General features: G+C 69.2%; 13 protein-coding genes. 10 read left to right on the top strand and 3 right to left on the bottom strand.

Translation table 11 applies throughout. From position 1 onward, the window contains the following. Window positions 1-18: 18 nt before the first annotated feature. Both CFB46_RS02625 and CFB46_RS02620 read right to left on the bottom strand, forming a co-directional pair. Window positions 19-864 (bottom strand): tetratricopeptide repeat protein, encoded by an 846-nt coding sequence (locus tag CFB46_RS02625; protein WP_089499207.1) that lies wholly within the window; start codon window positions 862-864, stop codon window positions 19-21. A gap of 8 nt (window positions 865-872) precedes the next feature. Beyond that, window positions 873-2,942 carry a bifunctional 2',3'-cyclic-nucleotide 2'-phosphodiesterase/3'-nucleotidase gene (locus CFB46_RS02620; protein WP_089499206.1) on the bottom strand — a complete coding sequence of 690 codons (2,070 nt, stop codon included), beginning with the start codon at window positions 2,940-2,942 and terminating at the stop codon, window positions 873-875. Between the two features lie 397 nt (window positions 2,943-3,339). On the opposite strand from CFB46_RS02620, the gene CFB46_RS02615 reads away from it, so the two are divergent. The 10 genes from CFB46_RS02615 to CFB46_RS02570 all read left to right on the top strand — a co-directional run bounded on the left by CFB46_RS02615 (window position 3,340) and on the right by CFB46_RS02570 (window position 12,470). After that, window positions 3,340-4,464, top strand: a complete 1,125-nt coding sequence (locus tag CFB46_RS02615) for an MlaE family ABC transporter permease (protein WP_027785554.1) — start codon at window positions 3,340-3,342, stop codon at window positions 4,462-4,464. Beyond that, entirely contained in the window at window positions 4,461-5,420 is a 960-nt protein-coding gene (locus CFB46_RS02610; protein WP_152777750.1) for an ABC transporter ATP-binding protein, read from the top strand. Before CFB46_RS02615 ends, CFB46_RS02610 begins: the two co-directional genes overlap by 4 nt. 17 nt (window positions 5,421-5,437) lie before the next feature. Next, the gene (locus tag CFB46_RS02605; RefSeq protein WP_089499205.1) at window positions 5,438-6,367 is read left to right on the top strand and encodes an MlaD family protein; all 930 of its coding nucleotides are present in this window, start codon (window positions 5,438-5,440) and stop codon (window positions 6,365-6,367) included. Window positions 6,368-6,405: 38 nt separating this feature from the next. Next, window positions 6,406-7,026 (top strand): ABC-type transport auxiliary lipoprotein family protein, encoded by a 621-nt coding sequence (locus tag CFB46_RS02600; protein ID WP_089499325.1) that lies wholly within the window; start codon window positions 6,406-6,408, stop codon window positions 7,024-7,026. Between the two features lie 19 nt (window positions 7,027-7,045). Next, the gene (locus tag CFB46_RS02595; protein ID WP_089499204.1) at window positions 7,046-8,197 is read left to right on the top strand and encodes a VanZ family protein; all 1,152 of its coding nucleotides are present in this window, start codon (window positions 7,046-7,048) and stop codon (window positions 8,195-8,197) included. A 152-nt stretch (window positions 8,198-8,349) separates the two neighbouring features. Then, on the top strand, window positions 8,350-8,667 hold the full coding sequence (locus CFB46_RS02590; RefSeq protein WP_027785549.1) for a (2Fe-2S) ferredoxin domain-containing protein: 318 nt from the start codon (window positions 8,350-8,352) through the stop codon (window positions 8,665-8,667). Window positions 8,668-8,680: 13 nt separating this feature from the next. After that, window positions 8,681-9,325, top strand: coding sequence for an alpha/beta hydrolase (locus CFB46_RS02585; RefSeq protein ID WP_089499203.1), 645 nt, complete (start codon window positions 8,681-8,683; stop codon window positions 9,323-9,325). Window positions 9,326-9,876: 551 nt separating this feature from the next. Beyond that, window positions 9,877-11,187 (top strand): D-alanyl-D-alanine carboxypeptidase family protein, encoded by a 1,311-nt coding sequence (locus CFB46_RS02580; RefSeq protein ID WP_089499202.1) that lies wholly within the window; start codon window positions 9,877-9,879, stop codon window positions 11,185-11,187. Window positions 11,188-11,235: 48 nt separating this feature from the next. Further along, window positions 11,236-12,162: a D-amino acid aminotransferase gene (locus tag CFB46_RS02575; RefSeq protein ID WP_089499201.1), complete on the top strand. Its 927-nt coding sequence runs from the start codon at window positions 11,236-11,238 to the stop codon at window positions 12,160-12,162. After that, window positions 12,162-12,470, top strand: a complete 309-nt coding sequence (locus CFB46_RS02570; protein WP_027785546.1) for an HP0495 family protein — start codon at window positions 12,162-12,164, stop codon at window positions 12,468-12,470. The genes CFB46_RS02575 and CFB46_RS02570 overlap by 1 nt, the downstream gene beginning before the upstream one ends. A gap of 24 nt (window positions 12,471-12,494) precedes the next feature. On the opposite strand, the gene CFB46_RS02565 is transcribed toward CFB46_RS02570, so the two are convergent. Then, a complete protein-coding gene (locus tag CFB46_RS02565) occupies window positions 12,495-13,484 on the bottom strand; it encodes a transcriptional regulator GcvA (RefSeq protein WP_089499200.1) in 990 nt (329 codons plus the stop codon). Between the last annotated feature and the right edge of the window lie 56 nt (window positions 13,485-13,540).

The raw sequence follows: 13,540 nt of genomic DNA, 5'->3' as shown, positions 1-13,540 counted from the left end.
GTGCGCCGTCGACGTCCGTCACGGTGCCACTACCGGGTGCTTCAGCGCATGCGCGGTCTCGATCCACTGCGCGTGGAATTCGTCCGCGTCGGGCCGAAGCCCGAGTTCGCCGTTGCGATAGGCCATCGCGAGGGTCTGCACGGCTTCCGGCAGCTCGTGTTCGGCGGCCCGGCGATACAGCGCGAGCGCGCGCGCGTCGTCGCGCGGCACGCCGCTGCCGTCGCGGTACGCGTTCGCGAGCATGAAATCGGCGGCCGGGATGTCCGCGCGCGACGCGATGTCGAACCAGTGCGCGGCCTGCACCGGGTCGGCGGCGATGCCGTAGCCGCTGCGGTAGATCAGTCCGAGGTAATACGCGGCGGCCGGGTCGCCCTGTTCGGCCGCGGCGCCGAGCAGCGCGCGTGCGCGTGCATAGTCTTTCGGGAGCTCGCCGCTGCCGAGCAGCAACGCCTTGCCGAGCGCGAGCCGTGCGCGCCGGGCAGCCGGCGCGTCGGCCTGGTTGTCCGCCGCCGCGGCCGTTTCCAGCCAGCCGCGCCCCTCGTCGCGCAGCCCCGGTTCGTGCGCATCGACGAGCGCGATGCCGAGCGCTGCCTGCGCGGCGCCCGAGCCGCGGCGCGCGAGCGTGCGCAACTGGGCCAGCGCGTGCGGCTCGGTCGCCTGCGTGACCATCGCCTGCCATTCATCGAGCTGCGCGGCGCTCGGCGCGGGGGCGGCGCCGCGCAGGCCGGCGGCTGCGACGACGGCCGCGACGGTCACGGCCGCCGCCGCGAGCAGCGCGGCGGGCGGGAGTTTGGCGCGCAGCATGCGCCGCGCGGCAGCGGCGAAGCCGGTTTCGGCGGGCCGCATCGTCCGGATCGGTTGCATCGCGTGTCTCATTGCGTGAGGTCGATCTCGTAGGTCGCGAGGTTCTTGCCCGAGCCGTCGTCGGCAGCGACCTGCGTGATGCCGGTCAGGCCGGCCGCCGCCGCGTCGCCGAGGCGGTTCGGCGCGGACGCGAACTGCACGTGCGCGACCGAGCTCGCGAGCTTCGTGAAGCGCCAGCTGCGCTGCGCGCCGTCGGCCGCGCGCGTGATCGCGCCGCGCTTCTTGATGAACGCGATCAGCACGTCGCGGTTCGCGTCGGGCGACGCGAAGATCGTCTTGCTGCCGTCGAGGCCGGGGAAGTTGCCGCCGCCGCTCGCACGGTAGTTGTTGGTCGCGACGATGAACTGTGCGTTCGAATCGATCGGCGCACCCTTGTACGTCAGGTTCCTGATGCGGCTGCCGACCGGCTGCGTGACGTCGATTTCATAGGCGAGATCGGCCGACGTGAACATGTCGAAGTTGTAGCCGGGGAAGGTGCTGACGAGCGGCTGCACGGTCGCCTTGGCCGGGTCGATCGTATTGAAGCGCTTCGCGGCCGTCTCGAGCCAGTTCTTCACGTCGGCGCCGCTCACCTTCACCGCGTACACGGTGTTCGGATACAGGTACAGGTCGGCCGCGTTGTTGATCGCGAGCGCGCCCGGCGCGACGTCGGTGTAGTCGGTGCCGCCGCCGAAGCCGCTCTTGAACGGCGCGCTGACCGACAGCACCGGCAGCGACGCGTATTGCGGCAGGTTCGCCTGCACGTAGGTCTTCACGTAGTCGGCCTGCGCCTCGTTGACGATCTGGATCGCGCCCGGATCGCCGACGTCCGCGAAGTACGAGTTCATCCGGTAGTCGGTCGAGCCAATCGGCGTCTTCACGTAGTCGATCGTCGCCTGGTGCTCGGCCGCGATCGCGGCGGAGACGGACGGATCGGCGGCGACGTAGCTCTTGTCGGCGTTCTGGATCGGCCGCGCCTCGACGGTCGTCTGCGACTTGTCGACGGCCCACGTCTTGCCGTCGAACTTCAGGCCGAGCTTGATCACGCCGAGATGCTTGCCCCAGTAGTTGGCCATCACGGTCGGCACGCCGTTGACGGTGCCCTTGACCTTGTCGACGCCCGGCAGGTTGAACTGCGACACGGTGCTGTTCGCGTCCGGGAACACCTGGTGCGAGTGGCCGATCAGCATCGCGTCGATGCCGGACACCTTCGACAGCCACCAGCTGCCGTTTTCCATCGTCGGCGAGTACGCGGCATTGTCGAGGCCGCCGTGCGAGATCGCGACGACGAGATCGGCGCCCTTCGCGCGCATTTCCGGAATGTACTTCTCGGCCGCCTCCTTCAGCCCGGTCGTGTAGACCTTGCCGTCGAGCCAGCGCTTGTCCCAGTTCATGATCGCGGGCGGCGTGAAGCCGATGATGCCGATCTTCACGGGCGCACTGACCGTCTTGCCGTCCGGCGTGGTGGCCGTCACCGTGCGCGTCAGGATCGTATACGGCGTGAACAGCGGCGCGTTGGTCTTCGCGCTGATCACGTTCGCGAGCACCTGCGGGAAGTTCGGGCCCGCGCACTTCTTCTGCTGGGCCGGCGCCGGCAGGCCGTCGACCTCGAACGTGTTGCCGGTCACCTGCGACAGGTACGGCAGCCCGTAGTTGAACTCGTGGTTGCCGATCCCGCCGCCGTCGAACTTCGCGGCGTTCATCACCTTGTAGATCGCGAGCGTCTGGTCGCAGCCCACCGGCTTCACGAGCGCCTGGTAGTCCGACAGCGCGGTGCCCTGGATCGTGTCGCCGTTGTCGAGCAGCAGCGTGTTCGGGTACTGCTTGCGCGCCTGCGCGATCAGCGTCGACACGCGCTCGAAGCCGAGCGAATTGTCGGCGGCAAGCTTGAAATAGTCGTACGACAGCACGTTGGTGTGCAGGTCGGTCGTCTCGAGCAGCGCGAGCGTGGCCGTCGTGCCGACGGGCGCCTGGGCCTCGGGCTGCGACGGCGGCGTGGCGGTGACGTCGTCGCCGCCGCAGCCGGCGAGGACGAAGGCGAGGCTGGCGAGCGCGGCGGCGGCCGGGACGTGACGGCGGGAAAGCGGGGGGAGACGCATCGGTTGTCCTGTTCGGTGTTCTGCTTTATGAAATGCGAGGTACGCACGAATGGCGGCGCGGCGCGCCGACGGCCTGACGTGCGGCGCGTGAGAGTATCGAAAGGAAACGTGACGGGACAATGAAAGGTCGCGATGCCGGCAGCGGGCCGTGGCCGGCGGCGGCTTCCGGACGATCCGGGCCGGTCCCGGCCGGCGCCCGAGCATGTCCGGTGTCGTCCCGGGCATGCCCGCATCGGCAGCATCGTCATGGTCCGTCCGGATACTCGGCTCCAGGGCGCACGGCCCGCCGCTTTCGACTGCGCGCCGCGTGCCCGGCGCAGCGCCGGAAATCCTCACGTCGCGGCGCCGGGCGGTTCGCTACAATGGCCGCTGTCATCCTTTTGCAAACAACCTGCCCTTGGACTTCGAGACTCCTCCCGGCCTGTCGGTCGACGCCGGCGGCCAGGGCCAGACGGTGCGCCTGACCGGCCAGTGGACCGCGCTCTCGCTCGCGCGCAACCGCGGCGCCGTGGCGCGCCGCATCGCGAGCATCGCCGCCGGGCGCGTGAGCGACTGGGATCTGTCCGGCATCGAGCGGCTCGACCACGTCGGCGGCCAGGCGCTGTGGCGCGTGTGGGGCCGCAAGCTGCCGGCCGGCGTCGCGCTGAGCCCCACGCAGCGCACGATCTTCGAGCGCATCGAACGGCTCGACAGCCAGCGCGAGGCGCCCGAGCGCATCGTGCGGTTCGATCCCGTCACGCGGCTCGGCCTGGCGCTCTTCTCGTTCGGCGAACACCTGCAGGGCGGCATCGCGATGTTCGGCCTCGTGATCCTCGATGCGCTGTCGGTGCTGCGCCGCCCGCGGACGATGCCGTGGAAGGAAACCTCGGCGAACATCTACAGCGCCGGCGCGCAGGCGCTGCCGATCACCGCGCTCGTCGCCTTCCTGATCGGCATCGTGCTCAGCTACCTGTCCGCGCAGCAGTTGCAGATGTTCGGGGCGAACCGCTACATCGTGAACATCCTCGGGCTGTCGGTGATCCGCGAGCTCGGCCCCGTGCTGTCGGCGATTCTCGTCGCGGGCCGCTCGGGCTCGGCGATCACCGCGCAGATCGGCGTGATGCGCGTGACCGAGGAGCTCGACGCGATGCGCGTGATGGGCATCCCGCACGGGCTGCGGCTGATCCTGCCGCGCGTGCTCGCGCTCGGCGTCGCGATGCCGCTGCTCGTGATGTGGACCAACATCATCGCGCTGACGGGCGGCGCGCTCGCGGCGAAGCTGGTGCTCGGCATCGACATCAACTATTTCGTACGCTCGCTGCCGGGCGTCGTGCCGATCGCGAACCTGTACATCGGCGTCGGCAAGGGCGTCGTGTTCGGCATGCTGATCGCGCTGGTCGCGTGCCATTTCGGCTTCCGGATCAAGGCGAACTCGCAGAGCCTCGGCGAAGGCACGACCACGTCGGTGGTGTCGTCGATCACGGTCGTGATCCTCGCCGACGCGGTATTCGCGATCCTGTTCCAGAACGTGGGGCTCGGATGAACGCATCGAACCAAACGCCGGCCGGTGCCGCGCCGGCCGATGGCGCGCCGACCGGTGCCGCGGCCGCCCATGCCGCGGCAATCGCCGCCGCCGCGATCGGCACGCCGCCGTCCGCCGCGGCGCAGGCCGCCGACTTCGTGATCGAGGTGCGCAACCTGACCAAGCGCTACGGGCGCAACATCGTTCACCAGAAGCTCGACTTCGACGTGCGGCGCGGCGAGATCGTGTCGATCGTCGGCGGCTCGGGCTCCGGCAAGACGACGCTCGTGCGCCAGATCCTCGGCCTCGAGCGGCCGACGTCGGGCACGATCAAGGTGTTCGGCGAGGATACGGCGACGATCGACGACGCGAGCGCGCGGATGATGCGCACGCGTTCGGGGATGCTGTTCCAGCAGGGCGCGCTGTTCTCGTCGATGACGGTGTTCGACAACGTCGCGCAGCCGCTGCGCGAGCTCGGCCGCGTGCCGCCGGACCTGCTGCACGACATCGTGATGCTGAAGCTCGAGATGGTCGGGCTGCCGTGCAAGCACGCGTCGAAGATGCCGGCCGCGTTGTCGGGCGGGATGGTGAAGCGGGTCGGCATCGCGCGCGCGATCGCGCTGGAGCCCGAGCTGCTGTTCCTCGACGAGCCGACGGCCGGCCTCGATCCGCAGGCATCCGACGAATTCGTCGAGCTGATCGCGACGCTGCACCGCACGCTCGGGCTGACCGTCGTGATGGTGACGCACGACCTCGATACGATGGTCGCGCTGTCGACGCGCGTCGCGGTGCTGGCCGACCGCAAGGTACTGGTCGCCGCGCCCGTCGAGGAGGCCGCGAACGTCGACCATCCGTTCATCCACGAATATTTCCTGGGGCTGCGCGGGCGCCGCGCATTGCAGGCGCTGCCGCCCGAGCGGCGCGCGAAGCTGCCGAAGGCGGCCCTCGAACCGGCGCTGTCGAGCGTCGAGCTGTAGAAGCAAGGAACCCGCGAATGGAAAACAAATCACATGCGTTCTGGGCCGGCCTGTTCACGATCGCGCTGACGCTCGCGATCGCGGGCACCGTGTTCTGGTTCAACGTCGACCGCACCGTGCGCGTGCCGTACGATCTGCTCGCGCGCACCAACGTGACGGGGCTGTTCCCGGACGCGGCCGTGCGCTTTCGCGGCCTCGACGTCGGCAAGGTGCAGTCGATCGGCTTCGACCGCACGCATCCTGGCCAGATCCGGATCCGCATCCTCGTCGATCACGACGCGCCGATCACGCAGTCGACTTACGGCAGCCTCGGCTTCCAGGGCGTGACGGGCATCGCGTTCGTGCAGCTCGAGGATACGGGGCGCGATCTGTCGCCGCTGCCGTCGTCCGCGAAGTCGATCGCGCAGATCCCGATGCGGCCGAGCCTGTTCGACCAGATCCAGGAACGCGGCGACGTGCTGCTGCGGCAGTTCGAACTGGCCGCGAAGAGCGCGAACGCGCTGATGTCGCCCGAGATGCGCGAGCAGTTGCGCGCGACCGCCGAGAGCCTGCAGCACGCGGCCGACAGCGCGACGACGCTGACGAAGCAGCTCGGCCCGACGGTCACCGCGCTGCCGGAGACGATGCACGAGGTGAACCGCGCGATGGCGTCGGCGAACACGCTGCTGCAGCCGAACGGGCCGCTCGTGTCGAACCTGAACAAGGCCGGCACGGCCGCCGAGCAGGTCGGCGTCGCGCTGAACGGCCTCAACGCGCGCGTGCAGTACGACACGCTGCCGCGCTTCAATGCGCTGGCCGGCAGCGTCGGCGACGCGTCGCGGCAATTGAAGGACGTCGCTGGTGAACTCGGCCGCAACCCGCGCAGTCTGTTGTTCGGGTCGCCCGGCGCGGCGCCGGGGCCCGGCGAAGCGGGCTTCGTCTGGCCGGGCGCGACGGCCGGGCAATGACGCCCATCGAAACCGGAAACATCATGCAGGAATACGCCATGCCACGAATCCTTGACCGCGCGCTGCGCCCGGCCGCGGCCGCGCTTGCCGTGCTGACGCTCGCGCTGGCGGCCGGCTGCGCCGGCAACGACGCGGTGCTGTCGAACATCCGCTACGACCTCGGGCCCGCGTCGTCGGTGACCACCGGCTCGGGCCCCGCGCTGAAGGTGCTCGACGTCGCCGCGCCCGACGCGCTCGACTCGGACAAGTTCGCGTACCGCCTCGCATACGCCGATGCGCAGCACGTGGCCGTCTATCGCGACAGCCGCTGGACCGCGCCGCCCGCGCAGTTGCTCACGCAACGGCTGCGCGGCGCGCTGTCGTCGCGCGGTGCGGTGCTCGAAGGCTCCGACGGCGTGCGTGCACCGACGCTCAAGGTCGACCTCAGCGAATTCGAACAGGTTTTCGACGGGCAGTCGCAAAGCCACGGCGCGGTGACCGCGCGCGCGACGCTGATGCTCGACGGCAAGGTGCTCGGCCAGCGCACGTTTGTCGCGCGTGCGCCGTCGAGCACGCCCGACGCGGCCGGCGGTGCGCGTGCGCTCGCGATGGCCAGCGACGAACTCGTGTCGCAGATCGCCGCGTGGGTCGGCGTGCAGGCGTACGCGGGCACGCCGTGACGCCCGACGGGCAGCCGCGATGAGCGTGCCCGGCACGCATCGCGCGTCGCCGCTCGCGCGGCAGGCGTTTGCCGCCTACGCGGCGCTGATCGTTTATGCGTCGCTGTATCCGTTCGAAGGCTGGGTGTCGCTCGGCATCGGTCCGTTCGATTACCTGTTCGCGCCGATGCAGCGCTACGTGACGGCGTTCGACGTGGTCACGAACGTGCTCGGTTATCTGCCGTTCGGCGCGCTCGGCGTGCTCGCGCTGCACCCGCGCTGGCGCGGCGTGGCCGCGACGCTGATCGCGGGCGGGCTCGGCGTGCTGCTGTCGGGCACGATGGAAGCGCTGCAGACCTACTTGCCGACGCGCGTCGCGTCGAATCTCGATCTCGGCGCCAACGCGCTCGGCGCGCTGCTGGGCGCGGCGCTCGCCGCGCCGGCCACCGGCGCGCTGCTCGACCGCGGGGTGTTGCGCCGGCTGCGTTTCGCGTGGCTGGAGGCCGACGGTTCGACGCCGCTGCTGCTCGCCGCGCTGTGGCCGTTCGCGATCGTGTTTCCGTCGCCATTCCTGTTCGGCATCGGCGACTGGCCGGCCGCGCTGTGGGAGCGCGCCGATGCGTCGATGCAGGACACGCTGCTCGCGTGGCTGCCGGCCGCGTGGCGCGTCAGCGAATGGCCGGAGCGGGTCGACGGCTGGTTGTCGGATTCCGCGTGGGAAGCCGTGCTCGGCGGGCTGATGCTGTTCGCCGCGCTGGCGATCGCGTCGCTCGCGATGCGCCCGCGCGCGCCGCGCATCCGGCTGCTGATCGCGCTGGTGGTCGCCACGCTCGTGCTGAAGGCGGCCGCGACGTTCATGCAGTCGACCACCGGCCTCGTCGTCGTGTGGGCGACGCCCGGCGCGCGGCTCGGCATCGAGCTTGGTTTCGCGGCGGCGCTCGTCGCATTGCGCGTGCCGGAGACGTGGCGCGCGATGCTCGCGGCGTTCGCGCTGCTGGCGGGCGTCGCGCTCGTGAACCTGCTGCCGGTCAACCCGTTCTTCGATTTCACGCTGTCGGGATGGCGGCAGGGCCGCTACGTGCACTTCAACGGCATCGCGCGCTGGCTCGCATGGATCTGGCCCTACGCGGCGCTGATCTGGCTCGGCCAACGCGTCGAGCACGCGTGGCTGCCGGCCGCGCTGCGCCGCTGACGCGGCAGCTCGGGCCCGTCCGGCGGCCGTACCGCGGGCAGCCGCGTGCGCCGGTCGCTATAATCGTCCGCATCCTCCGTTGCCGCTTCGCGTAACGGCAATTCATCGCCCCTCTTTGCGCACGGCCTCGCGCCGGGCCGCTCGTCACCATCATGGATTCCTACTACCAGCACCACGTCTTCTTCTGCCTGAACCAGCGCGACCCCGGCGCCGAGCGTCCGAGCTGCGCGCAATGCAACGCGCAGACCATGCAGGAATACGCGAAAAAGCGCGTGAAGGAACTCGGTCTCGCGGGCCCCGGCAAGGTCCGCATCAACAAGGCCGGCTGCCTCGACCGCTGCGAGGAAGGGCCGGTGATGGTCGTGTATCCGGAAGGCACGTGGTACACGTACGTCGATCAGGCCGACATCGACGAAATCGTCGAGTCGCACCTGCGCGACGGCAAGGTCGTCGACCGCCTGAAGATCTGAGCGGGCCGGCCGAATGAACGTTCATACGCAGAAATCGCTGATCGCCGGCCCGATCGGACAGATCGAAATCGCGGTCGACCTGCCCGACGCCGTGCGCGAGGGCGGCGTGGCGCCGCGCGGCATCGCGCTCGTCGCGCATCCGCATCCGTTGTTCGGCGGCACGATGGACAACAAGGTCGCGCAGACGCTCGCGCGTACGCTCGTGCAGCTGAACTATGTCGTCTACCGGTCGAACTTCCGTGGCGTCGGCGCGACCGAAGGCGTGCACGACAACGGCACCGGCGAGGCCGACGATCTGCTCGCGGTGCTCGCGCACATGCGCGCGCAGCCCGCGTATGCGGACCTGCCGCTCGTGCTCGCGGGCTTCTCGTTCGGCACCTTCGTGCTGTCGCACGTCGCGAAGCGGCTGCGCGACGCGGGCGAGACGATCGAGCGGATGGTGTTCGTCGGCACGGCCGCGAGCCGCTGGCAGGTGGCCGACGTGCCCGAGAACACGCTCGTGATCCACGGCGAAACCGACGACACGGTACCGATCGCATCGGTGTACGACTGGGCGCGGCCGCAGGAACTGCCCGTCGTCGTGATCCCGGGCGCCGAGCATTTCCTCCATCGCAAGCTGCACGTGCTCAAGCGCATCATCGTCGACGCGTGGCGCTAGCCTTCATGTGGGCGCCGGCGTAAGCGCCGGCCGCCCATACCGCGCGCCGACTCCGGCCGGAGCCGGCGCGACCCTTCCCGACACCTCACGCGACACTTCACGCGACACTTCACGCGACACTTCACGCGACACTTCACGCGACATCGCGCCGCACCGCGCCCGGTCTGCCGCACGGCGGCGCTACCCGACTGGCATGCCGCCTGCACCCGCCTCTCGCGAGGCATCGAGCACGCGCGCCCGACGCGTCGCCGCGCCATGCGCGCGAAGCCGCTATGCGGGCGTCCGCTGCCCCGTTCGCGAAAACGCCGTTCGCGGCCACGTATAATGGCCGCATTCCGCGTTGCCCGCGGCCCGGCTGGGCCCATGCGGCGCTCGTTTCGCCGCCTGTCCGCCCGCTCGCGACGGCCGCGAACCGAACGCGTCCGCGCGAGTCCAACCGGCGCGTTTCGCGTCGCCCGACGGTGTCGGGCGAGTGCCCGAAACGCCCGCCGCCTTGCCGTTCAACCCTGCGCGTTTCGCACCGCACTTTCTGCCATCAGCCTGAATCGATCATGCGTCTGTCTTCCCAAGGCCTCAAGTCCCTCGCTTCCTCCATCGCCTTCGGCACCGCCGCGCGCAACGTCGCGCTCGGCGTGATGCTGCCCGTCGCGCTCGCTTCGACCATCGTCGTCGCCGAGGCGAAGCCGGCCGCCAAGGCCAAGGCCGCGCATGCGGCGCCGGCCGCCGAGCAGTCCACCGGCGCGCCCGCGACCTACATGCCGGGCGCGGTGCCGCCGCCGGGCGTGAACGCGCGCTCGTGGGTGCTCGTCGACGCGACGAGCAACACGGTGCTCGCATCGGGCAATGCGGACGAACGCGTCGAGCCGGCGTCGTTGACGAAGCTGATGACGGCGTACCTCGTGTTCGAGGCGCTCGACAAGAAGAAGATCTCGATGGAGCAGATCGTCACGCCGAGCGACGCGGTGCGCCGCGTCGGCCGCGACGAGTCGCGCATGTTCATCGAGGCGAACAAGCCGGTGTCCGTGCATGACCTCGTGTACGGGATGATCATCCAGTCGGGCAACGATGCCGCGATCGCGCTGGCCGAGCTCGTCGGCGGCAGCGAAGGGCAGTTCGTCACGATGATGAACGACGAGGCGGCGCGCCTCGGCATGAAGGGCACGCACTTCGCCGACGTGAACGGCATGCCCGACCCGAACCACTACACGACGGCCGGCGACCTCGCGAGGCTGTCCGCGCACCTGATCCGCGATTTTCCGCAGTACTACGGCATCTTCTCGGAGAAGGAATTCAAGTACAACAACATCCGCCAGGGCAACCGCAACCGGCTGCTGTGGCTCGACCCGACGGTCGACGGCCTGAAGACGGGCCATACGCAGGCAGCCGGCTACTGCCTGATCGCGTCGGCCAAGCGCGCGATCCCGGGTGTCGACGGCCAGCGCCGCCTCGTGTCGGTGATGATGGGCGAGCAGAAGGAAAGCGACCGGACGCAGGACAGCATGAAGATGCTGAACTACGGCTACAGCGCGTTCGATTCGGTGCGCCTGTTCAAGGGCGGCCAGGCGATCGCGACGCCGCGCCTCTACAAGGGCAAGGACAACACCGTGCAGGTCGGCGTGAAGGCCGACCAGTGGGCGACGGTGCCGCGCGGCCTCGGCGACAAGGTCAAGACCGAAGTCGACGTCAACGCGCCGCTGATCGCGCCGCTCGCGCAAGGCCAGCAGGTCGGCACCGTGAAGATCGTCGCCGACGGCAAGACGCTGTCCGAATTCCCGGTCGTCGCGCTGCAGGCCGTGCCGGAAGCGGGTATCTTCGGACGTATCTGGGACTCGATCCTGCTGATGTTCAGCAAGAAGAAGTAAGCACGACGGGCCTTTGTTTTCACGACTTCATCCCCATCTGTCATAGCCATGAGCCAAGCCGAATTCGAACCGATCGTCTACCTCAGCGTCTCGTCGCAAGAGGAACTGGTGCCGCTGTCCGAAGCCCGTGTGCCGGTGCTCGACCGCGGGTTCATCTTCGGCGACGGCGTGTATGAAGTCGTCCCCGTGTATGCGCACGACGGCGCGCACGTGCCGTTCCGGATCGAACAGCATCTGGATCGGCTCGCGCGCAGCCTGAAGAAGATCGGCATCGACAGCCCGCACGATGCGGCCGGCTGGCGCGCGCTGATCGAGCGGGTGGTCGCGGCGAACGCCGAAGGCCTCCGCGACGGCAACGCGCTCGTCTACCTGCAGGTCACGCGCGGCGTCGCGAAGCGCGGCCACGCGTTCCCGGCGAACGCGGTGCCGACCGTGTTCGCGATGGCGAGCCCGCTGCGTCTGCCGTCGGAAGAGGAGCGCGCGCGAGGCGTGCGCTGCGTGACGGCCGAGGATCGCCGCTGGCTGCATTGCGACATCAAGTCGATCTCGCTGCTCGGCAACGTATTGATGGCGCAGCATGCGGCCGAACGCGACGCGTTCGAGACGATCCAGTTGCGCGACGAAAACGTGACCGAAGGCTCGTCGTCGAACGTGTGGATCGTGAAGAACGGCGAACTGTTCGCGCCGCCGCGCAGCAACAAGATTCTCGAAGGGATCCGCTACGCGCTGGTCGAGCAACTGGCCGAGGAGTGCGGGATCCGGTTCGTCGCGCGCGAGATCAGCGAGGTCGAGCTGCGCACGGCCGACGAGATCATGCTGACGTCGGCCACCAAGGAAATCCTGCCCGTGACGTCGCTCGACGATCTGCCCGTGCAGGGCGGCAAGCCGGGCCCCGTGTTCGCGGCGCTGTATGACGCGTACCAGCGTGCGAAGGCACGCGAGTTTGAACAGTTTGACCTGACCCGGAGGAAGTGATGAGCGAACCGACCAAAACCGTCGAGGTCACCGGCGCGATCGAAACCCGGAAGGAGTCGCTGCTGGAGTTCCCGTGCGATTTCCCGATCAAGATCATGGGCAAGGCGCACCCCGAGTTCAAGGACACGATCTTCAAGGTCGTGGCCGTTCACGACAACGAGATCGACGTCGAGAAGATCGAGGAGCGCGCGTCGAGCAGCGGCAATTACACGGGCCTCACGATCACCGTGCGCGCGACGAGCCAGGAGCAGCTCGACAACATCTACCGCGCGCTGACCGGCCATCCGATGGTCAAGGTCGTGCTCTAAGGGCCCGTTCCGACGGCTCGGGGATCAGCGCAAACGGCCGCTGATCCCTTTCCATCCGCCTTCCAGCGCGCACTCGGCGGGGCATTTCCCCGCCGCGCGCCGCGCATCCAGTTCGTCGCACAGCCGCTTGTATTCGGCGACTTCCTCGAACAGCCAGGTCCGGAACGCCTGCACGCGCGGCGTGTTCAGCAGCGGCGGCGGACACACGAAAAAATAGTGCCACGGGCTCGGCCCGTCGATGTCGAACAGGCGCACGATGCGCCCGTCGAGCAGGTCGTGCACCGCGAGCGAGCGGCGCACCAGCGCGATCCCCTGGCCCTCGATCGCGGCGAGCAGCAGGTTCGACGAATCCTGGTACAGAATCCCCCGTTTCGGCTCGGTCAGCGTATCGAGCCCGGCCGCGTCGAACCATGGGCGCCACAGCTCGTCGTCCGAGCGCAGCAGCGGGTAGTGCGCGAGATCGGCGGGCGTCTGCGGCAGCTTGCCGCCGTTCAGTGTCGGCGCGCACGCGGGAAAGAACACCTCCTCGAACAGCGGCTCGACGTGAAGCCCCGGATAGCTGCCGAAGCCGAAGCGGATCGCGAGATCGACGTCGTCGCGCGCGAAATCGGTGAGCGAATTGGTCGACTGCAGCTCGACGTCGATTTCCGGATGCCGCTCGATGAACGTGCCGATGCGCGGCGTGATGAAGCGCGCGGCGAACGACGACAGCATCGACACCACCAGCCGCCGGTCGCGGTCGCTCGCGCGCACGTCGCGCGTCGCGTCGGCGATCACCATCAGCGCGGTGCGGATCTGCTGCGCGTAGCGCATGCCGGCGTCGGTCAGGCACAGCCGCTTGCCGTTGCGCGTGAACAGCTGCACGCCGAGCTCTTCCTCGAGCGCGCGCACCTGATGGCTGACCGCGCCGTGCGTGACGAACAGCTCGTCGGCGGCGCGCGAGAAGTTCTCGTGACGGGCGGCGGCTTCGAACGCGCGAATCGCGTTCAGCGCCGGGAGCTGGCGGAGGTCCATTTGCTAATTTTCCTCACATCGACGTGAAAATTGGTCGTTTGGTCGGGCGCCTTTGA

The organism is Burkholderia sp. HI2761 (genome assembly GCF_002223355.1).
In the GTDB taxonomy this organism is placed as follows: domain Bacteria; phylum Pseudomonadota; class Gammaproteobacteria; order Burkholderiales; family Burkholderiaceae; genus Burkholderia.
The sequence above is the reverse complement of the archived record's forward strand: the minus strand, read 5'-3'. Positions and strand labels throughout refer to the sequence as shown.

Bases quoted from the DNA above. Each gene is read 5' to 3' on its own strand.
- CFB46_RS02605 (WP_089499205.1), top strand. From the start codon at position 5,438: ATGGAAAACAAATCACATGCGTTCTGGGCCGGCCTGTTCACGATCGCG.
- CFB46_RS02620 (WP_089499206.1), bottom strand. From the start codon at position 2,942: ATGCGTCTCCCCCCGCTTTCCCGCCGTCACGTCCCGGCCGCCGCCGCG.
- CFB46_RS02610 (WP_152777750.1), top strand. From the start codon at position 4,461: ATGAACGCATCGAACCAAACGCCGGCCGGTGCCGCGCCGGCCGATGGC.
- CFB46_RS02595 (WP_089499204.1), top strand. From the start codon at position 7,046: ATGAGCGTGCCCGGCACGCATCGCGCGTCGCCGCTCGCGCGGCAGGCG.
- CFB46_RS02575 (WP_089499201.1), top strand. From the start codon at position 11,236: ATGAGCCAAGCCGAATTCGAACCGATCGTCTACCTCAGCGTCTCGTCG.
- CFB46_RS02625 (WP_089499207.1), bottom strand. From the start codon at position 864: ATGCAACCGATCCGGACGATGCGGCCCGCCGAAACCGGCTTCGCCGCT.
- CFB46_RS02580 (WP_089499202.1), top strand. From the start codon at position 9,877: ATGCGTCTGTCTTCCCAAGGCCTCAAGTCCCTCGCTTCCTCCATCGCC.
- CFB46_RS02585 (WP_089499203.1), top strand. From the start codon at position 8,681: ATGAACGTTCATACGCAGAAATCGCTGATCGCCGGCCCGATCGGACAG.
- CFB46_RS02570 (WP_027785546.1), top strand. From the start codon at position 12,162: ATGAGCGAACCGACCAAAACCGTCGAGGTCACCGGCGCGATCGAAACC.
- CFB46_RS02590 (WP_027785549.1), top strand. From the start codon at position 8,350: ATGGATTCCTACTACCAGCACCACGTCTTCTTCTGCCTGAACCAGCGC.
- CFB46_RS02565 (WP_089499200.1), bottom strand. From the start codon at position 13,484: ATGGACCTCCGCCAGCTCCCGGCGCTGAACGCGATTCGCGCGTTCGAA.
- CFB46_RS02600 (WP_089499325.1), top strand. From the start codon at position 6,406: ATGCCACGAATCCTTGACCGCGCGCTGCGCCCGGCCGCGGCCGCGCTT.